General features: G+C 73.3%; 13 protein-coding genes and 2 pseudogenes. 11 read left to right on the plus strand and 4 right to left on the minus strand.

The genetic code is table 11. The annotated features are described in order from the left end of the window. Nucleotides 1-257: 257 nt before the first annotated feature. The 6 genes from ABT324_RS32100 to ABT324_RS32125 all read left to right on the plus strand — a co-directional run bounded on the left by ABT324_RS32100 (nt 258) and on the right by ABT324_RS32125 (nt 10,619). On the plus strand, nt 258-1,796 hold the full coding sequence (locus ABT324_RS32100) for a cell division protein PerM (RefSeq protein WP_351185211.1): 1,539 nt from the start codon (nt 258-260) through the stop codon (nt 1,794-1,796). A 243-nt stretch (nt 1,797-2,039) separates the two neighbouring features. Beyond that, on the plus strand, nt 2,040-2,633 hold the full coding sequence (gene purN, locus ABT324_RS32105) for a phosphoribosylglycinamide formyltransferase (protein WP_351185214.1): 594 nt from the start codon (nt 2,040-2,042) through the stop codon (nt 2,631-2,633). Then, nucleotides 2,630-4,195, plus strand: a complete 1,566-nt coding sequence (gene purH, locus ABT324_RS32110) for a bifunctional phosphoribosylaminoimidazolecarboxamide formyltransferase/IMP cyclohydrolase (protein WP_351185217.1) — start codon at nt 2,630-2,632, stop codon at nt 4,193-4,195. Before purN ends, purH begins: the two co-directional genes overlap by 4 nt. Before the next feature lie 680 nt (nt 4,196-4,875). Then, nucleotides 4,876-5,589: a DnaE2-dependent mutagenesis accessory factor ImuA' gene (gene imuA' / locus ABT324_RS32115; RefSeq protein WP_351185220.1), complete on the plus strand. Its 714-nt coding sequence runs from the start codon at nt 4,876-4,878 to the stop codon at nt 5,587-5,589. A 2-nt stretch (nt 5,590-5,591) separates the two neighbouring features. Then, a complete protein-coding gene (locus ABT324_RS32120; protein WP_351185223.1) occupies nt 5,592-7,244 on the plus strand; it encodes a DNA polymerase Y family protein in 1,653 nt (550 codons plus the stop codon). A 75-nt stretch (nt 7,245-7,319) separates the two neighbouring features. Then, a complete protein-coding gene (locus ABT324_RS32125) occupies nt 7,320-10,619 on the plus strand; it encodes an error-prone DNA polymerase (RefSeq protein WP_351185226.1) in 3,300 nt (1,099 codons plus the stop codon). 192 nt (nt 10,620-10,811) lie between these two features. Here ABT324_RS32125 and ABT324_RS32130 read toward each other — a convergent pair. Next, a pseudogene (locus ABT324_RS32130) lies at nt 10,812-11,751 on the minus strand (helix-turn-helix transcriptional regulator); the annotation flags it as partial. Nucleotides 11,752-11,811: 60 nt separating this feature from the next. On the opposite strand from ABT324_RS32130, the pseudogene ABT324_RS32135 reads away from it, so the two are divergent. After that, a pseudogene (locus tag ABT324_RS32135) lies at nt 11,812-12,927 on the plus strand (epoxide hydrolase family protein); the annotation flags it as partial. Nucleotides 12,928-12,952: 25 nt separating this feature from the next. Here the strand turns inward: ABT324_RS32135 and ABT324_RS32140 are convergent. Then, nucleotides 12,953-14,230 carry an ArgE/DapE family deacylase gene (locus ABT324_RS32140; RefSeq protein WP_351185229.1) on the minus strand — a complete coding sequence of 426 codons (1,278 nt, stop codon included), beginning with the start codon at nt 14,228-14,230 and terminating at the stop codon, nt 12,953-12,955. A 57-nt stretch (nt 14,231-14,287) separates the two neighbouring features. On the opposite strand from ABT324_RS32140, the gene ABT324_RS32145 reads away from it, so the two are divergent. The 3 genes from ABT324_RS32145 (at nt 14,288) to ABT324_RS32155 (ending at nt 16,657) form a co-directional block, all read left to right on the plus strand. Next, on the plus strand, nt 14,288-14,749 hold the full coding sequence (locus ABT324_RS32145) for a universal stress protein (protein WP_351185232.1): 462 nt from the start codon (nt 14,288-14,290) through the stop codon (nt 14,747-14,749). Nucleotides 14,750-14,823: 74 nt separating this feature from the next. Further along, nucleotides 14,824-15,414 carry a pentapeptide repeat-containing protein gene (locus ABT324_RS32150; protein WP_351185235.1) on the plus strand — a complete coding sequence of 197 codons (591 nt, stop codon included), beginning with the start codon at nt 14,824-14,826 and terminating at the stop codon, nt 15,412-15,414. A 574-nt stretch (nt 15,415-15,988) separates the two neighbouring features. Then, nucleotides 15,989-16,657: a GOLPH3/VPS74 family protein gene (locus ABT324_RS32155; RefSeq protein ID WP_351185238.1), complete on the plus strand. Its 669-nt coding sequence runs from the start codon at nt 15,989-15,991 to the stop codon at nt 16,655-16,657. Nucleotides 16,658-16,670: 13 nt separating this feature from the next. Here ABT324_RS32155 and ABT324_RS32160 read toward each other — a convergent pair whose 3' ends face one another. Further along, on the minus strand, nt 16,671-17,321 hold the full coding sequence (locus tag ABT324_RS32160; RefSeq protein ID WP_351185241.1) for a GNAT family N-acetyltransferase: 651 nt from the start codon (nt 17,319-17,321) through the stop codon (nt 16,671-16,673). A 274-nt stretch (nt 17,322-17,595) separates the two neighbouring features. Between ABT324_RS32160 and ABT324_RS32165 the strand changes: the two genes are divergently transcribed. Beyond that, entirely contained in the window at nt 17,596-18,018 is a 423-nt protein-coding gene (locus tag ABT324_RS32165) for an STAS domain-containing protein (RefSeq protein WP_351185244.1), read from the plus strand. Between the two features lie 279 nt (nt 18,019-18,297). Here the strand turns inward: ABT324_RS32165 and ABT324_RS32170 are convergent. Then, nucleotides 18,298-19,419: TNT domain-containing protein (locus tag ABT324_RS32170; protein WP_351185247.1), on the minus strand; the 1,122-nt coding region annotated here is incomplete at its 5' end.

Below are 19,419 nucleotides of genomic sequence, written 5' to 3' on the forward strand. Positions count from 1 at the left end.
CGACGCTCTTCCTATAACACCCTCAATATCACCCACCCGGGGCCAACCCCGCGGGTTTTCTTATCCCTATCTCCTTTTGCGCGCGGGCGGCCTCGGCCGCCCGCGCTTCTTCTCCTCATGCGGCGCGCCGGTTCGACCCGAAGGCCGGATCGGAACCCACACAGTCATCCACAGTGGACGCTCGTTGTCGCCCGATGGGTGGAGGCGGCGGCGTGTTGTGACCCGTTCGGCGGAATTGCGGTGCGACATTCGGCTGCGTGTCCGTGCTCGAGTCGATCCCCCACGCCATCGCCGACGGCCCCCACGAGCGCCGGCTCGGCCTCCGCTGGTGGCTGCTCATCGGCGCGACCTGCACCGTCCTGCTCCTCGGCTACCTGCTGTCGGCCGGGTTGATCGCCCTGGTGACGGCCACCGCCACCAGCGCCGAGTTCAACCCCGTCGTGGTGCTGCTGGCCGCGCTCCCGGGGTGGCTGGCACTGCACCAGACCGCGCTGACGATCACGGGCGCACCGATGAGCGTGCTGCCGCTGCTCCCGACCGCAGCCGTGGTGCTGGTGACCGCGGCCGCCTCGGCCTGGGTGGCACGGCGCTCCAGGTTGCGCCGACCGGACCAGGCCTGGCCGGTCATCGCGACGATGGGGCTGGCGCACGCCTTCGCGGGCGCGGCCGCCGCCCTCGTGCTGGCCGGACCGTTCCGCGCTGTCCCGGTCGACGCCTTCCTGAGCTGCGGCCTGACCGCCACCGCCGCCGCGACGGCGGGCGTGGCGAACCGCTGCGGCCTGATCTACCTGGTCTGGGAGCGGGTCGGGGCCGAGGTGTGGTCGGGGCTGCGCATCGGCCTGCTCGCGCTCGCCGCGGTGGTCGCCGGTGGCGGCGTGGTGCTGCTGGTGGGGATCTGCGCGTCGGCACCGGAGATGGTCGCCTCGATGTCGCGGTACGACGGTGCCGGTGACGCGATCGGCACCTCCCTCCTGTCGCTCCTGTACCTGCCGAACGGGGTGCTCGCGGGGTGGGCCTTCGCCGCCGGTACCGGCCTGTCGCTGGGCGAGATGACGGCCCAGCCCCTGCACATCGCGCCGGGCCCCGGACCGGTGCCCGACCTGCCGCTGCTCGCGGTCCTGCCGTCGCAGGCGGGGGCGAGCTGGTCGGTCCTGGCGCTGGTGCTGCCCCTCGCCGTCGGTGTGCTGGTCGGCCTCGCCTGCCGCCGGGTCCCGGGCAGCGCGACCCGCAGGCTGCTGGTGATCGGCGTGGCGGCCTGCGTCGCGGCGGTGGGCACGCTGGTCCTCGCGCACCTGGCCGGTGGTGACCTCGGTGGTGGCGCGTTCAGCCCGATCACGTTGCGGCCGCTCGCGCTGGCCGCGGCGACGATGTGCTGGATCGCCGTCCCGGCAGCCGCCGTGACCTGGCTGGCCGGTCCACTCGTCTTCGAAGAACCCGCGACCACACCCGACACCGCCGAGAGCACCGGTGCCACGGCCCAGGACGAGCCGGATGCGGCCGCCACCCCGGAGGGCGCCGAAGCGAGCGGGGACACTGCCGAGCCCGACGGCTCCCCGGCCGAAGCCGACCCCGCAGAGCAGCCCACCTCGGAGGAGGCTGCGCCGACGGAGGACGCGCTCGAACCCGCGGACCCCGAACCGGCGATCCCGCACGCACGCGAACCCCTCACCCCGACCAGGACCGCGTGGTCCGAGATCGACCCCAGCGAGTTCGACGGTGACGTCGAGTCCTGGACCCCCGGCGAACCCTGGCGCACGACCGGGACCAGCAACGGCAGCGAGGTCTGGCGCGACTAGCACCCACCCGCGCCCCGCCGGGGATCCGGACGCATCGGGCAGCTGGTCCGGCGCGGGCTCCGCCCGAGGTGAGGGCTGCGCCACTCGCCCGGGCCCTGGCCGCGTCCGCCCTGCGATCAGCGCTTACGCTCAGGGAGAGATCGTGCCCAGGCATGTCAGGAGCGAACGCTGAACCCGAGTACGACCGACCAGTCGGACGCCACCGCGTCGCCCACCCGGTTCACCACCGCCGATCCGGCGCGCGTGGTCGTGCTGGTGTCCGGCTCCGGCACCCTGCTGCAGGCCCTGCTCGACGCGACCAGCTCGCCCGACCACCCGGTGCGGGTGGTCGCGGTCGGTGCGGACCGCGACGGCATCGAAGGGCTCGCCCGGGCCGAGCGGGCGGGGGTGCCGACCTTCGTCCGCCGGGTCAAGGACCACCCGAGCCGGGCCGACTGGGACCGCGCGCTGACCGAGGCCTGCGCCGAGCACGAGCCGGACCTGGTGGTCTCCGCCGGGTTCATGAAGCTCGTCGGTGCGGACTTCCTGTCGCGCTTCGACGGCCGGTACCTCAACAGCCACCCGGCCCTGCTGCCCTCGTTCCCCGGCATGCACGGCGTGCGCGATGCGCTGGAGTACGGGGTGCGGGTCACCGGGTGCACGTTGTTCGTGGTCGATGCGGGCGTGGACACCGGACCGATCCTCGCGCAGGAGGCGGTCGAGGTGCGGCCCGACGACGACGAGTCGAGCTTGCACGAGCGGATCAAGGCCGTTGAGCGGCGGTTGCTCGTCGACACCCTGGAACAGCTGGCGTTGCACGGTTGGACCGTGCAGGGACGGAAGGTGAGTATCCCGTGACCGCGAACTCGCAGGAGCGGCGCGCAGTTCGCCGCGCGCTGATCGGCGTGTCGGACAAGTCGGGGCTGCTGGAGCTGGCGACCGGCCTGCACGCCGCTGGCGTGGAGATCGTGTCCACCGGCGGCACCGCCCGCACCATCGCGGACGCGGGCGTGCCGGTGACCCCGGTCGAGGAGCTCACCGGCTTCCCGGAGGCGCTCGACGGCCGGGTCAAGACGCTGCACCCGCGGGTGCACGCGGGCCTGCTCGCCGACCTGCGCCGCCCGGCGCACGTCGACCAGCTGCGCGAGCTGGACATCGCGCCGTTCGACCTGCTGGTGGTGAACCTGTACCCGTTCGTGCAGACGGTGGCCTCGGGCGCCGCTCCGGACGAGGTGATCGAGCAGATCGACATCGGGGGCCCGGCGATGGTGCGCGCCTCCGCCAAGAACCACGCGAACGTCGCGGTCGTCGTCGACCCGAACCGCTACGAGTGGGTGCTGGAGGAGGTCCGGGAGGGCGGCTTCACGCTGGCTGACCGGGTCGAGCTGGCGGCCGCCGCGTTCCGGCACACCGCCTCCTACGACGTCGCGGTGGCGTCCTGGATGAGCAAGGTGCCGACCGGGGACGACTCGGTGTTCCCCGGCTGGATCGGCGAGACCTGGGAGCGCCGCTCCGCGCTGCGCTACGGCGAGAACCCGCACCAGCCCGCCGCGCTGTACGTCTCCGGCGGTGAGGCGACCGGCCTCGCGGCCGCTGCGCAGCTGCACGGCAAGGAGATGTCCTACAACAACTACGTCGACGCCGACGCGGCCTGGCGCGCGGCGCACGACCACAGCCAGCCGTGCGTGGCGATCATCAAGCACGCCAACCCGTGCGGCATCGCGGTGGCCGAGGACCTCGCGGCGGCGCACCGCAAGGCGCACGAGTGCGACCCGGTCAGCGCCTACGGCGGCGTCATCGCGACGAACCGCGAGGTCACGGTGGCGATGGCCGAGCAGGTCGCCGAGATCTTCACCGAGGTCATCGTGGCCCCCGGCTACGCCGACGGTGCGGTGGACGTGCTGAGCCGCAAGAAGAACATCCGGATCCTGACCGCGCAGCCGCCCCGGAGCGGCCGGGTCGAGATGCGGGCCATCTCCGGCGGCATGCTGGTCCAGGGCTCCGACGCCATCGACGCCGAGGGCGACGACCCGGCCAACTGGACGCTGGCCGCGGGCTCCCCGGCGGACGACGCGACCCTGGCGGACCTGGAGTTCGCCTGGCGCGCCTGCCGCGCGGTGAAGTCCAACGCGATCCTGCTGGCCAACGACGGGGCCACGGTGGGCGTGGGCATGGGCCAGGTGAACCGGGTCGACTCGGCGCGGCTGGCGGTCTCCCGGGCCGGTGACCGGGCCAAGGGCTCGGTGGCCGCGTCCGACGCGTTCTTCCCGTTCGCCGACGGCCCGCAGGTGCTGCTGGACGCCGGGGTGCGCGCCATCGTGCAGCCCGGCGGTTCGGTCCGGGACGCCGAGACCATCGCGGCGGCGGAGGCGGCCGGTGTGCCGCTCTACTTCACCGGGACGCGCCACTTCGCGCACTGACCCAAGAGCACTCCGAGCGGTGCGGGCGGCCTCGGCCGTCCGCACCGCTTGCTTTTCCCGGGCGGAACGGTCGAGCCCGCGCGCCTGGTCGTTGCGCACCCCTGGTCTTGATCGACCGAGGCGCCGAGTCCGCGCCAGCCGCTCAGCGCGCGGTGCCCCGGGAGCGGCGGGTGTGGCGTGTGGGAGGCGTTCGGTCGCGGTGCTGGGGAGTTGGTTCGCGCGCATGGGAGGTCTCCTCGGCGGTGGGGTGGGGTGGTCGGTCGCCGCGCAGTTCCGCCGGGGCGGACCACCGGGGCGTCGAGGCCTCGGTGCCCCGGTGGTCCGGCGGGCCCTGCCCGAGCCGTCGCAGAGGCGGTTCGGGCAGGGTCTGGGAGCGCGGTCGCTGATCCAGTTGTAGCGGCTGTTTTCCGCTGGCTCAGCCGAATTTCGGGCGATCGAACAAATGTTCACCCAATCTGGCGACGGGCCTTGACGAGGGGGCGCTGGGCGGGGTTTACTTGTCTTGTTCGAACTGAGGTTCGAGTTGGAGCAGTCGGTGTCGGGGTCGACTGGTCCGCTGGTTCCGGCGCTGCGTTCGGGTGCAGGCGCAGTGCTGGTTCCACCGCTGTCTTCCCCACAGCGGCTTGGTGGGTGCCCGCTCCGGGGTCGGGCATCCACGTGCGCGATGTGGGGAGGCAGCGATGTCCGCGATGACGTCTTCGACGGCTCCGGGCGCGTCCGTGGCGTACGGGGTGTCCACGGGTGTGCCGGTGGTCGAAGCGGGTGGCGTTCCCGGAGCGGGCCGGGTGCTGCCCACGCGGGCGGAACTCGCCGCCGTGCTGCCATGGCCAGGTTTGCGCCGTGGCAGCACGGTGGCGGTGCACGGATCTGTCTCGCTGCTCTTCGCGCTGCTCGCCGAGGCGACCGCCAACGGCTCGTGGGCCGCGGTGGTGGGGTTGTCCGGGATCAGCCTGGTGGCCGCGGCGGAGGCCGGTGTGGAGCTGGCCAGGCTCGCGGTGGTCCCGCGGCCGGGCAGCGACCCGGCCGGGGTGGTCGCCGCGCTGCTCGACGGCGTGGACCTGGTCGTCGTCGGGGGCACTCGGCGGATCGCCGACCCGGATGCTCGGCGGCTGTCCGCGCGGGCGCGCAACCGGGGTTCGGTGCTGCTGCCGTTCGGCCCGTGGCCGGGCGCCGAGGTACAGCTGCGCTGCGCTGGTGCCAGCTGGCGCGGACTCGGGCAGGGCCATGGCTACCTGCGGGAACGCGCTGTCACGGTGCATGCCGGCGGACGCGGTGCGGCGTCCCGCCCGCGTTCGTGCCGACTCCTGCTCCCGGCGCGCGACGGCGCTGTCGGGGTTCCCGCGGACGAACCCGCGGAGATCGCGCGCCCCCGGCTGCGCTCGGTGGGGTGCTAGCGATGTCGACTCGTCGACTCGTCGTGTGGTGCCCGGACTGGCCGGTGGTCGCCGCGGCTCGCGCGGCCGAACTCGGTCCGCTGGTGCCCACCGCGGTGTTCGCGGCCAACCGGGTGGTGGCCTGCTCGGCGTCGGCCCGCGACAGCGGGGTGCGGCGCGGCATGCGCCGCCGCGAGTCGCAGAGCCGCTGCCCGGACCTGGTGGTCTGCGAGCACGACCCGGACCGGGACGCGCGGTTGTTCGAGCCGGTCGTGGCCGCGGTCGAGGACATGATGCCGGGCGTGGAGGTCGTCCGCCCGGGGCTGGTGGCCGTTCCGGCGCGGGGCCCGGCGCGCTACTTCGGGTCCGAGGAGGGCGCCGCCGAGCGGGTCGTCGACAAGGTCGACGCGCAGGTCGGGGTGGAGTGCCAGGTGGGCATCGCGGACGGGTTGTTCGCGGCGGTGCTGGCGGCTCGGCGCGGTCAGCTGGTCGCGCCCGGGTTGAGCCCGGAGTTCCTGGCGCCGCTGGCCGTCGACGAGATCGACCAGCTAGTCGACCAGCCCAGCGGGCGGCAGGCGGCGGACCGGGCCGAGCTGGTGGACCTGTTGCGCCGCTTGGGGATCCGCACGCTGGGCCAGTTCGCCGCGCTGGACCCGGCGGACGTCGCGACGAGGTTCGGCCGGTCCGCGCTGGCGGTGCACCGCGCGGCCGCCGGGCAGGAGGAGCGGCCGGTGCTCCGCCGCCAACCCCCACCGGACCTGGTGGTGTCCGAGCAGCTGGACCCGCCGGTGGACCGGGTGGACCGGGCCGCGTTCGCGGCCAAGGCGCTGGCGGACCTGCTGCACGCCCGGCTCGCCGAGCTCGGCCTGGCGTGCACCCGCCTGGGGATCTCGGCGCGCACCGAGCACGGCGAGGAGCTCGACCGGGTGTGGCGGTGCGCGGAGCCGCTGACCCCGGCGGCCACCGCCGACCGGGTGCGGTGGCAGCTCGACGGTTGGTTGAACGGGCGCAGCGGATCGCCGCGCCCGACGGCCGGGGTGAGCGTGCTGGGCCTCCGCCCGGAGGAGCTCGTCGGGGCGGGTGGGCTGCAGCTCGACCTGCTCAGCGCGGCGACCGGCGAGGCGGATGCCCGCGCTGGCCGCGCGTTCGCCCGGGTGCAGGGCATGCTCGGGCCGGAGGCGGTGCTGACCGGGGTCCTCGACGGTGGTCGGGACCTGCGCGACCGGGTGCGGTTCGTGCCGTGGGGCGACGAGCGGCGCCCGGTGCTGGCGCCGGATCGCCCGTGGCCGGGGCGGATCCCGTCCCCGTCGCCCTCGGTGGTCCCGGATTCGCCGTGGCTGGCGGAGGTCCTCGATGCCGAGGGGCGGCCGGTGGGGGTCACCGACCGGGACCGGCTCACCGCCGCGCCGCACCGTGTCGAGGTGGCGGGCGGCCGGTCCCGCGCGGTGTCGCGCTGGGCCGGGCCGTGGCCGGTGGCCGAGCGCTGGTGGGTGGAGCTGCTGGCCGTCTCCGCTGGGCAGACGGCTCCGGCGTCGCAGGTGCCGCCGCGGTCGTCGGTGCGGATCCAGGTGGTGCTGGAAGCGGACCCCGGGGAGGGCGACCTCGACCCCGGCGAGGTGGCCCTGCTGCTGGTGCACGAGCAGGGGCGTTGGTGGGTGCAGGGGGCCTACCGGTAGGCACGAACACTCGTTCGAGTTGTTTGTCGGTTTTTCGGTGGCATGGTCGTTTCGAACTGGAGTTCACTGGTTGTCATGAGTTGGTTCAACCCTCCCCAGAGCTGGTCGGAACTGGAGACCGCGCTGTCCGGCCGGGTCCCTTCCGCCGATGGGCGAGGGGACCGCGACGAGCGGCGCCCCGGCGGTGGGAGCGGCGGTCCGAAGTGGACTCGGCGGGGTGCCGAGCGCCGGTTCGGCGCCGCGCCCGAGCCGTCGGTGCCGTACGCGGAGCTGCACGCGCACTCCAACTTCAGCTTCCTCGACGGGGCGAGCGATCCGGCGGAGCTGGTGGCGGAGGCGGCGCGGCTGGGTCTGGAGGCGATCGCGCTCACCGACCACGACGGGCTGTACGGGGCGGTGCGCTTCGCGGAGGCCGCCGCCGAGCACGGGGTGCGCACGGTCTTCGGCGCGGAGCTGAGCCTGGGGCTCACCGCGCCGCAGAACGGGGTGGCCGACCCGGAAGGTCAGCACCTGCTGGTGCTGGCCCGGGACCCCGGTGGTTACGCGAGCCTGTGCCGGGCGATCAGCGAGGCGCAGCTGGCCGGGGCGGAGAAGGGGCGCCCGGTCTACGAGCTGGAGGAGCTCGCCGCCGCGGCTGCGGGGCGGTGGCAGGTGCTCACCGGCTGCCGGAAGGGGGCGGTGCCAGCCGCGCTCGCGGCGGGCGGGTTCGACGCCGCCGCGGCGGAGCTGGACAGGCTGGTCGCGCTGTTCGGCGTGGACCACGTCGCGGTGGAGCTGACCGACCACGGCCTGCCGGAGGACTCCGAGCGCAACGATGCGCTGGCCGAGCTGGCGGCCCGCGCCGGGGTGTCCGCGGTGGCCAGCACCGGGGCGCACCTGGCCCGGCCGCAGCAGGCCAGGTTGGCCGGGGTGGTCGCGGCGATCCGGGCCCGCCGCAGCCTGGACGAGGTGGATGGCTGGCTGCCCGCCTGGGCGGGCAACTACCTGCGTTCCGGTGCCGAGATGGCGGAGTTGTTCGCGCGCTACCCGGGAGCCGTGCGGCGAGCCGCCGAGCTCGGTGGGGAGTGCGCCTTCGACCTGGACCTGGTGGCGCCGCAGCTGCCGCCGTTCCCGGTGCCGCAGGGGCGGACGGAGGTGAGCTGGTTGCGCGAGCTGACCTACCAGGGCGCGCTGCAGCGGTACGGCCTGCCGCAGCAGGCCCCCGACGCCTACCGGCAGATCGAGCACGAGCTGGCGGTGATCGAGGAGCTGGACTTTCCCGGCTACTTCCTGATCGTGCAGGACATCGTGGAGTTCTGCCGCAACCACCAGATCCTGTGCCAGGGCAGGGGGTCGGCGGCGAACTCGGCGGTGTGCTTCGCGCTGCGGATCACCAACGCCGACCCGGTCCGCTACCAGCTGCTCTTCGAGCGGTTCCTGGCCCCGGAGCGGGACGGCCCGCCGGACATCGACCTGGACATCGAGTCGGACCGCCGCGAGGAGGTGATCCAGTACGTCTACCGCAAGTACGGCCGGATGCACGCCGCCCAGGTGGCGAACGTGATCAGCTACCGGCCGCGCTCCGCGGTGCGCGATGTCGCCCGCGCCCTCGGCTACTCGCCCGGGCAGCAGGACGCCTGGAGCAAGGAGATCGAGAACTGGGGCCCGCTGCCGGAGGACTCCGAGATCCCCGGCCCGGTGCGGGAGCTGGCCGGGGAGCTGATGGGGTTCCCGCGGCACCTGGGCATCCACTCCGGCGGGATGGTGATCTGCCACCAGCCGGTCAGCGAGGTCTGCCCGGTGGAGTGGGCGCGGATGCCCGGCCGCACCGTCCTGCAGTGGGACAAGGACGACTGCGCGGAGGCCGGCCTGGTCAAGTTCGACCTGCTGGGGCTGGGCATGCTCTCGGCGCTGCGCTACGCCATCGAGATGGTCCGCGAGCACCACGGCAGGGAGGTCGACCTCGGTGAGCTGGACCTCGCCGACGACGCGGTCTACGAGATGTTGCGCCGGGCCGACGCGATCGGGGTGTTCCAGGTGGAGAGCCGGGCGCAGCTGGCCACGCTGCCGCGGCTGAAGCCTCGGGAGTTCTACGACCTGGTCGTCGAGGTCGCGCTGATTCGGCCGGGGCCGATCCAGGGCGGCTCGGTGCACCCCTACATCCGGCGCCGCAACGGGGAGGAGGAGTGGGACTTCGAGCACGAGTTGATGTCCGGGGCGTTGGCGAAGACCTACGGGGTCCCGCTGTTCCAGGAGCAGCTGATGCAGCTGGCGGTGGACGTGGCGGGGTTCTCCCCGGCGGAGGCCGACCAGCTGCGGCGGGCGATGGGGGCCAAGCGCTCCGAGGAGCGGATGGCCCGGCTCAAGGGGCGGATGTTCGAGGGGATGGCGGCCAACGGCATCTCCGGCGAGCTGGCCGAGCAGGTCTACCAGCGGATGCTGGCCTTCGCCAACTACGGCTTCCCGGAAAGCCACGCGTTGAGCTTCGCGCTGCTGGTGTTCGCCAGCGCGTGGTTCAAGCACTACTACCCGGCGGCGTTCTGCGCAGCCCTGCTCAAGGCGCAACCGATGGGATTCTACTCGCCGCAGTCGCTGGTCGCGGACGCCCGGCGGCACGGGGTGCGGGTGCACGGACCGGACGTCAACGCGAGTCGGGTGAAGGCCGACCTGGAGCCGGATGCCGCCAGCGAGGGGCGGCAGGCGGTGCGGCTCGGGTTGGCTTCGGTGCGCGGGTTGGGCGACGGCGCCGAGCGGCTGGTCGCCGAACGGGCGGCGAACGGCCCGTACACCGGCATGGCCGACGTGGCTCGGCGCACGGAGTTGACCGCGGCGCAGATGGAGGCGTTGGCGACGGCCGGGGCGTTCGGCTGCTTCGGGCTGTCCCGGCGCGAGGCGCTGTGGAACGCCGCTGCCGCAGCCGGTGATCGTTCGAACCGGCTGCCGGGGACCACGGCCTCGGCGGCGGCTCCGGCCCTGCCGGGGATGGACGGCGTGGACGTGGCTGCGGCGGATGTCTGGGCCACCGGGATGTCCCCGGACAGCTTCCCGCTCCAGTTCGTGCGGTCCAAGTTGGACTCGATCGGCGCGTTGCCCGCGGACCGGCTGTCCGAAGTGGAGCACGGGACCAGGGTGCTGGTCGGTGGTGCGGTGACGCACCGGCAGCGACCGGCCACCGCGGGCGGGGTCACGTTCCTGAACCTGGAGGACGAGACGGGCATGGTCAACGTCATGTGCTCGCCGGGCCTGTGGGCGAAGTACCGCAAGGTCGGGCGCTCCAGCGCGGCACTGCTGGTGCGCGGAATCGTCGAGCGAGCGGAGGGGGTGATCAATCTCAGAGCTGACCGGCTGCAGAAGTTGGAGGTGCGCATCCCCTCGACCTCTCGCGACTTCCATTAGCGGCCAACCCGATTCGGCGTCGACCGGCCCGACCGGCAGCGGATGAACACCACTCCCTCCCAGGGTGTTGCTTCCGGCCATCGTGCGGGCGGTCCAGGTGCGCCGGGGCCCGGGTGCGGCGAACCCCACCGGCGCCGCGTCCGGGCCCACCCGGGGCTCGTTCGCTCCGGCGCGCTCGCCGTGGTCCTGCGTGCTCGCGCTGGTGAACCTGTTGCCCGGTTTCCGCAGGTGTTCAGCTAGTTCCGGAGGTGATTCCACTTCGAAGTCGACATCGAGCATGCCCACCACGAGCGCGACGAGGTCGTAGGAGTCCGAGGCGAGTTCCACCCGGCAGGTGGTCTCGTCCACCGGTGTCACGATGCCCTCGACCCGGCCGTCGACGTCCGCTGCGGGTGCGTGCAGGAGCAGCTGCGAGCGCTGCGGCCACATCTCGAAACCCATGGTCCTGCGCAGGTAGGTTGCGACGTCGCCGTCCGGCGGTTCCCGGTGCGTGAAGCGCGGGCCGTTGGGGGCGCGCAGCGTCATCCGGTCCACCCGGAAGGTGCGCCAGGCGGTTCGCTCGACGTCCCAGCCGACCAGGTACCACTTCCGCCCCCAACAGACGAGGCGGTGTGGTTCGACGTTGCGCCGCGTTGCGGTGCCGTGGTGGTCGAGGTAGTCGAACCGCAGCGCTTCCGCGGCCCGGATGGTGGTCGAGATCGCGGTGAGCGCCGTCGCCTGCACACCCGGCCCCCTGCCGGGCGGCATGGTCACGACCGCGTTCGTCAACGTGGTGACCCGGTGGCGCAGCCTGGACGGCAGGACCTGTTCGAGCTTGCTCAGGGCCCGCAGCGAGGCTTCCTCGGCCTCGGTGACGTGACCGGCTGCCGCGGTGTGCAGGCCGACCGCGACGGCGACCGCCTCATCGTCGTCGAGCAGGAGCGGGGGCAGCGCGGCACCGGGGCCGAGCCGGTACCCGCCGTTCGGTCCGATCGTGGTTGCACGGGGTAGCCGAGGTCGCGCAGCCGCTCGACGTCGCGCCGCACGGTCCGGGTGGTGACCTCCAGGCGTTCGGCCAGTTCCGTGCCCGACCGTCGCGGCCCATCTGCAGCAGCGACAGCAGCCGGAGCAGCCGGGCGGGTGTTGCGAGCATTCGTCCCCCTGGCAGCCGAGCAGGACCGGATCTGTCCTACTCGGGCGCGAGCCTGCGCGCATGAACGCACTTGACCCGTACCGGATCGATGTCCCGCAGGAAGCCCTGGACGACTTGCGGGAGCGCCTGGCCCGCACCCGCTGGCCGGGCGAGGCCCCCGGCGCCGGCTGGTCGCACGGCGTGCGCCAGGACTACTTGGCCGAGCTGGTCGAGTACTGGCGCGCGGGGTACGACTGGCGTGCGCACGAGGCCCGCCTCAACTCGTTCCGCAGCACACGACGGTCATCGACGACCAGCGAGTGCACTTCCTGCACGTCCGCTCGCCGGAGCCGGACGCGACGCCGCTGATCATCACGCACGGCTGGCCGAGCACGGTCCACGACTTCGTGGCGCTGCTCGGGCCGTTGACCGACCCGCGCGCGCACGGCGGGGCCCGGGAGACGCGTTCCACGTGGTCGTTCCGTCACTGCCAGGGTTCGCCTTCTCTGGGCCGACCACGCGGACGGGCTGGGGCGTGCACCGGATCGCGCGCGCCTGGGCGGAGCTGATGCGCCGCCTGGGGTATGACTGGTACGGGGCGCAGGGCGGTGACTTCGGCAGCATCGTGTCGCCGGAGATCGGCCGGGGCGCGCCGGAGAACGTCCTCGGCGTGCACGTGAACGCCCTGGTGAACGCCTCGGTGGCCAGCGAGCTGGAGCGGTTGTCGGCGGAGGAGCGCGAGCGAGCCGTGCGCAACCAGGAGCTCTGGTACGCGCACTCCGGGTACGCGGTCCAGATGTCCACCCGGCCGCAGACGCTGGCTTACGCGCTCAACGACTCCCCGGCCGGTCAGCTGGCGTGGAACCTGGAGTGGTTCGTGGACTGGGATCCCGAGCACACCGCGCAGGCCCCGATCGACCGGGATGCGATTCTCACCGACGTCACGATCTTCTGGCTGACCGGAACAGCCGGATCAGCGGCGCGCCTCTACCTGGAGTCCGCCGGTGCGTGGGGCGGTGCCCGGAGCGGCCGCCGGTTCCGGTCGGCGTGGCGAACTTCGCCGGTGACGGTGCCGTCCGCGGTTTGGCGGAGCGGTTCCTCGAGATCACCCGCTGGACCAACTTCGCCGCGGGCGGCCACTTCGCCTCGCTCCAAGCCCCGGACTTGCTGGTGCGCGACATCCGGGACTTGTTTCGGCCCTGCGCTAGCCGTCGCCCGGGCGTCAGGCCACGCCGCAGCGGCGGATCGCCAGCAGGGCGTAGGTGCGGGCGGCCTGCTCCAGTTCGCTGATCGAGACGTGCTCGTCGTGGGCGTGCGCGTACTGGATGTCGCCGGGGCCGTACTGCAGGGTCGGGATTCCGGCACCCGAGTAGAGCCGCAGGTCGGTGCCGTAAGGCGCGCCCAGCGCCACTGGTCTGGGCGCGCCCGCCGCGACGACGGCGTCCTGGGTCTCGGGCAGCAGCGGGTGCCCCTCGGGCAGTCGCCCGCTGGCGAAGATCCCGCCGGGCCAGCTGACCTGGACCGGGTGCTCCGCCAGCCAGGGGTCCGCGGCGCAGGCCTCGGCGATGGCGGCGGTGAACTCGGCCTTGGCGTCCTCGATCGACTCCCCGATCCGGACGCCGTAGCGCCCCTCAGCGACGGCCAGGTCCGGCACCGTGCTGGCCCAGTCGCCGACCCGCGCCATGCCGATGGACAGCGGGTACGGCACCTCCAGGTGCTTGACCAGCGGATCGGGGTCGGCGTTGCGGCGGGCCTCCAGCTCGCGCAGCGCGGGCAGCAGCCCGGCGAGCTTGTCCAGCGCGTTCACGCCGCGGTAACGGGTGGATCCGTGGGTGCTCTGACCTGCGACCTCGATCCGGAACGTGAGCGATCCGCCATTGGCGGCCACGATCGTGCCCGAGCTCGGCTCGGCCAGCACGCACGCCTCGCCGCGGTGCCCGCGCCGCAGCGTGGCGAACGCGCCGAGCCCGCCGTCCTCCTCACCGACGACGGTGTGCACGGCCACCGGCCGGGCGAGCTCGACCCCGGCGGTGCGCAGGGCGTGCAACGCGCCGAAGATCGCGGCCAGCCCACCCTTCATGTCGCAGGTGCCCCGACCAGCGGCGATGCCGTCCTGGACGCGCAGGGCGTACGGGTCGCGGCCTGGCCAGCGGTCGAGGTCGCCGGGCGGCACGACGTCGGTGTGCCCGCAGAACACCAGCGCGGGCTCCGGGCCGTGGCCCCGCACGCCCACGCAGCCGTAGGCGGTGTCGCGCTCGGCCTCCTGGCCGGGGAAGCCCTCCTGCTCGGCCAGTTCGCGGACGTCGATGCGCCAGTGGTCCACCCGGTGCCCGAGCGCGGCCAGCCGGTCGGCGCACCACTGCTGGGCGTCGTGCTCCCCGCTGGTGCCGCCCACGCTGGGGATCGCGACGAGTTCACGCAGGTCGTCCAGGATGCCGTCGGCATCCAGCGCGTCGAGGACACGACGTTCGAGGTCGGAGGGGGTCTGGCGGCTGTTCACGTGTCGAGTGTGTCGCATGCGTCCAACGGCCCGGCCCGCGCCCACTACCATCTCCGCGTGGCCGAAGGCGACAACACCGAGCGGGGATTCGAGATCGGCAAGGACGGTCTGGGCGGCATCGTCGTGGGCATGGACGGCAGCCCGGCGAGCTTCCACGCCGCGGCGTGGGCCGCTGGCCTGGCGCGGCGCGAGCGCGCCCGCCTGGTCCTCGTCTACGTCGAGGCGGTGGGCGGCGTCGCCTACTGGTCGCCGATGGGCGTCGCGGTCGCCAGCGAGGCGGCCGAGAGCCTGGTGGAGGAGTTGAAGAAGGAGGTCGTGTCACACCTGAAGTGGCTGGACATCGACTGGGACTTCGTCCACCACCGGGGCGACCCGGCGGTGGGGCTGGAGCAGGTCGCCGAGCAGTACCGGGCGGACCTGATCGTGGTGGGCCGGTCCCGGCGGCGCGGTGGGCTGCTCGGCACGGTGCCCGCGACGCTGGTGGTCGAGGCGGTCCGCCCGGTCGTCGTGGTGCCGTGATCCGCCGCGTCCCGGCAGCCCCGCACTGGTGGGTGCGGCGCCGTCCGGTCCGGTGCGCGTGACAGGCTGAGCGGATGACGAACGTGGTGGGCGAGGACTTCCAGGACGCGGTGCTGACGGATCAGGAGTGGGAGGGCCGCACCTTCGAGCACTGCGACTTCACCGACGCCGACCTGACCGGTCTGAGCACCCGCAGCTGCGTGTTCACCGAATGCGTCTTCACCGGCGCGGACCTCAACGCCTCGCGGCACGTCGCCACCGCGTTCCGGTCCTGCAAGTTCGAGCGCACCGTCCTCGGCAAGTCCACATTGGATGGTTGCAGCCTGCTGGGGTCCAGCTTCGTGGACTGCCGCCTGCGCTCCCTGCGGCTGCGCGAGACGGACCTGACGCTGGTGGGCATGGGCCGAGCCGACCTGCGTGGGCTGGACCTGCGCGGAACCCGCTTCCGCGAAGCCAATCTGACCGACTGCGACCTGCGCCGCTGCGACCTCCGCGAGGCGGACCTGACCGGCGCCCGCCTGCTCGGCGCCCGGCTGGCCGAAGCGGACCTCCGGGAGGCCCGGATCGACGCGGACGCCCTGGTCCAGGCGAACCTCAAGGGAGCCCGGGTCGACACGATGCTCGCTCTCGCCTTCGCCGCAGCCCACGGCCTCCGCGTCGACTGAGGCCGCCCTCCCGCGCGGCCCGGCAGGATGAAACGCCCCGCGTGGAACTTGCGGAGCAGCAGCCACGAGGTGCCCCGACGACGCATGCCGCCTTGCCCAGCCGAGACGTCCAGGAAGGACGCGGTTCGAAAAGGTATGGTCGGCACGATGTTCCGCGTTGGCACGGTGCCGGTCCTGCACAGCATCGTCCTCTCGCGTGCAGGAGGAGCGGCGTCCTCCCGTAAAGCACCGTGTCCGCCGGGGGCCACTGCACGGACTCTTCGACCTCGAATCGTTTTGGCAGCGGAAACGTGCGCCCATGACGGGGATTCGAAGCTCGGGGACGAGAAGGGCCTGGCATGCCGTTGCCGAGGCGCGCACGAACCTGCGCCCATGCCGGTGATCCCACCTCGCCCGCGAGCAACACGCATCGGCGCCTGCCGACAGACCCCCGGACCCGAGACGGGCGCGTGCCCGGTGAACTTCGCTCAACCGCCCAGCGCACTGCGCGGCAACCACCTGCCCAACACCACTCAGAAACCGCAAGAACGACTGGCTGCTAGCACCGAGCAGGAAGGGAAGAACAGTGGAGGACATGCTCCTCGTCGAGGACCTGATGATGCTGCTGCTCGACGACGAGACGGGGGATCCGGCGGTACCGGGCGCGCTCCAGCACAGCCTCGGCGGCGCCGTGCTCGTGGAGTTGGCGCTGCGCGGGAACGTCGAAACCGACGGCAGTTCGGCAGATGATCCGAGCGTCCACGCGGTCGAGGGCGATCCGCCGTCGGATCCGCTGCTGCGCTCGGCCTACGACAAGATCACCGAGCGGCCACAGCACATCCAGCAACTCCTGCTCGAAATCGGCGGCGGCCTCAAGGAACCGGTGATCGACCGGCTGTTGGAGCGCGGCCTCATCCGCTCCGAGCAACGGCGTTTCCTGGGCCTGTTCCGGACGACCAGGCTGCCCGCGGAGGACACCGGTCACGAAGCGGAGCTACGGCGGACGATGCGCGCCGTGCTGGAGGACGGCGCGAGCCCGGACTCCCGCACCGGCGCGCTGATCGCGCTGGTCTCCGCGAGCGGTGCCCTCCGCTACCTGCGGCCACCGCTGCTCCCGTGGTCGGACGAGATCCAGCAGCGCGCGAAGGAGTTCGAGCAGGGCAACTGGGGCGCTGAAGCCGTGAGCACCGCGGTGGTCCGCAGCGCTGCGGCGATCGCCGCCTCCACCGCCGCGGTCACCGTCACCACCATCATTACCTCCTGAGCGCCGCCGCTGCTCACGCCCCGCTGAGCCCCAGCATGGGCAGGCAGGGTTCGAGGTCCTCGACCTCGACGGGGACGGTGCGGTGCCGCTCCCAGTCCTCGCGGGTGAGCCGCAGCCGGTGCTCGACGGTCAAGCGTCCGCGCACTGCTCCGCGCTGCTGACCGTCGAGCTGGTAACCGAGTTTCCGGGAAACGGCCAGGGAAGCCTCGTTGCCCTCGACCGCCGCGGACACGGCTTCCTCCGCGCCGAGGCAGGCGAAGGCGAGGTGCAGCACGGCGGCGCGCATCTCGGTGCCGATGCCCCGTCCCTGGTAGCGCTGCCCGAGCCACGAGCCGGTGCGCACCTGGCGGGTGATGGCCAGGTCCCGGGCGCTGATGCTCTGCTGACCAACGACGACTCCGCCGTGGAACGCGGTGAGGTCGAGCGTCCAGTCCTGCGGCGTCCAGCTGCCCAGCACCCGCCAGTGGTGCTGGAGCACGTTCCGCGCGACTTGCTCCGGCGGGTGGTCGGTCCACGGCACGGAGAACGGCATGACGTCCGGGTCGTGCACGCCTCCGGCGGCCAGCGAGGCCAGCTCGGCGAGTTCTCCGGGCGTGGGCAGGCGCAGCTCCAGGCGAGGCGTCGTGAGCCTGAGCCCGGCCGGTGGGAAGTGGTCGGTCAGCACCGGTCCAGGGTGGCCCAGCCGTGCCCGCTGGGCAGCTCATTCTGCTCATCCGCCCCGTCTGAGCTGGTGCAGCGCGGTCAGGGGGCAGGTGGGGTGGCGACGATCGCTTTCCCGTTCCGGGAGCGGCGCGTACGGTGGAGGCAGCTGGTTGAGCCGGTTGCTCCCGCAACCGACAGGGCCTCCGCCGCTCGTCGACACGGCGCAGGGCCGCTCCTTCCACAGCTTCTAGGAAGCCGAGCCGTTATTGCCGCTCGGCTGGGATTGGACCTTCTGCATGACAACCCGAATGCCGCCGGTGCAGGCGCGCACGGGGTCTCGGAACCACACCGGAACGCCGGAGCCGCGAGGCCCCGCGCGCCACCGGGAGACCCTCGAACTGGCCTCTGCGCTGCGACTTCACCTCACCTACCCGAGCCGGGGCGCGGTCGTCGTGACCGCGGTCGGCGACATCGACACCGCCACGACCCCGCGGGTCGCCGCCCTCCTGTGGCCGCGCCTGCTGACCAAGCTGTCGTCCGTCGTGCTGGACCTCAGCGGAGTCACCTTCCTCGGCGTCGAGGGCGTGGCGCTGATCAGCGCCGCCCGGGCCTACGCCCCGCACCGCGACGTGGAGTTCACCGTGGTCGGTGGCCCCGCCGCTGTTGAGCGCGCGTTGCGCGCGGGCGAACTGGCCGGTGTGCCAACGCCCCGCTCGTGATCCACTCCTCGCTGGTGCGCAGGGGGAACCCGCACCGCTGATCCGGAGTGGTCCGCACCATCGTGCGATCTCCCGCCCGGTGCCTGCCACGGCACCGACCCCGAATCCCGGTACCTGACTTCGATCCGCATGCGTGACGCTCGATCAGGTGCGGCACATCATCGCGGAGCAAGCGTTTCGAATCCGAACTTACCCAGGCGACGCCGGAGCGTCGGCGGCCCGAGAACGAGCGAAGAGCACCCGCGACTGTCGCGGGTGCCCTTCGCATCACGAGCTCTGTCACTCCATGGGTGGGCGTTCCGTGGCGGGCATCTCCGCCAGGGTGCCGTCGGCCAGGAGGTCGCTGATCGCCGCCGGGAGCACGAACGCGGTGCCGCCGCCCGGCTGCTCGAACCACGGGACCGCCGTGCCGCGCAACGCCTGGAGCGGGCGCTGGACGCGGTAGGCGAAGTACGAGCGGTTCGACCACTGCGGCGGGAGCGAGCGGTGCGTGTACGGCGTGCGCATCGTGTAGACCACGTTGCCGTTCGGCTCACCGAAGCGGTCCAGCTCGGTACCGGGCTGGAGCATGATCACGCGCCGGTCGCGGTACAGCGTCAGCGGCGGCTCGCCGTTGAGCGGCTGGATCTGCTGGCCACCGGGCTGCTGACCACCAGGCTGCTGGCCGGGCTGCTGCTGGCCGCCCTGCGGCGGGCGCGGCGGCCCGGGCGGCGGGCCCTGCCGGTGCGGACCGGCCATGCCGGGGCCACCAGGGCCCGGGCGGCGTTCCGCACCGCCCACCGGGCCGGGACCGCCCTGCGGTGCCGGGGCACCGCTCTCGCGGCGGGGCTGGCGCTTCGGCAGCGGCGGCACACCGCCGGGGCCGCCGACCGGCGGCTGCTGCTGCACGGGCTGGCCGACCGGCGGCGACGGCGGTGCCGTCGGCGGAGCAGGTCGGTCCAGCTGCGGTGCCTGCTGGAGGCGGGTCGCCTCCTCGCCCGGCTGGGGCGCGTCGTGCTGGATCGGCGGCTCCGGCGGCGCGCTCGGGGCGGCCGCCGGATCCTGGTTCGCGGTGAACAGCGGGTTGCCACCGGCCGGTTCCGGCGTGCGCTGGGGCGCTTCCGGCTCGGGCGCGGGCCGCTGCGGCAGGTCGGAACCCGGCGTGCGCTGCGGCAGCCCGGCCTCCGGTGCCCGCTGCGGCAGGTCGGTTTCCGGTGCCCGCTGCGGCAGGTCGGTCTCGGGCGTGCGCTGCGGCAGCCCGGTCTCGGGCGTGCGCTGCGGCAGCCCGGAATCCACCGCCGCCCGCTGCGGGAGCTCGGGTTCCGGGGCCCGCTGGGGCAGGTCCGCCTCCGGCGTGCGCTGCGGGAGGTCGGGCTCGGGTGCCCGCTGGGGCAGGTCCGCCTCCGGCGTGCGCTGCGGGAG

Origin of the sequence: Saccharopolyspora sp. NPDC000359 (assembly GCF_040300525.1) — a bacterium.
In the GTDB taxonomy this organism is placed as follows: Bacteria; Actinomycetota; Actinomycetes; order Mycobacteriales; family Pseudonocardiaceae; genus Saccharopolyspora.

What these genes read in the sequence shown, in the direction of transcription:
- ABT324_RS32120 (WP_351185223.1), top strand. Translation starts at nt 5,592, where the DNA reads ATGTCGACTCGTCGACTCGTCGTGTGGTGCCCGGACTGGCCGGTGGTC.
- ABT324_RS32150 (WP_351185235.1), top strand. Translation starts at nt 14,824, where the DNA reads ATGACGAACGTGGTGGGCGAGGACTTCCAGGACGCGGTGCTGACGGAT.
- imuA' (WP_351185220.1), top strand. Translation starts at nt 4,876, where the DNA reads ATGTCCGCGATGACGTCTTCGACGGCTCCGGGCGCGTCCGTGGCGTAC.
- ABT324_RS32165 (WP_351185244.1), top strand. Translation starts at nt 17,596, where the DNA reads ATGACAACCCGAATGCCGCCGGTGCAGGCGCGCACGGGGTCTCGGAAC.
- ABT324_RS32155 (WP_351185238.1), top strand. Translation starts at nt 15,989, where the DNA reads ATGCTCCTCGTCGAGGACCTGATGATGCTGCTGCTCGACGACGAGACG.
- ABT324_RS32125 (WP_351185226.1), top strand. Translation starts at nt 7,320, where the DNA reads ATGAGTTGGTTCAACCCTCCCCAGAGCTGGTCGGAACTGGAGACCGCG.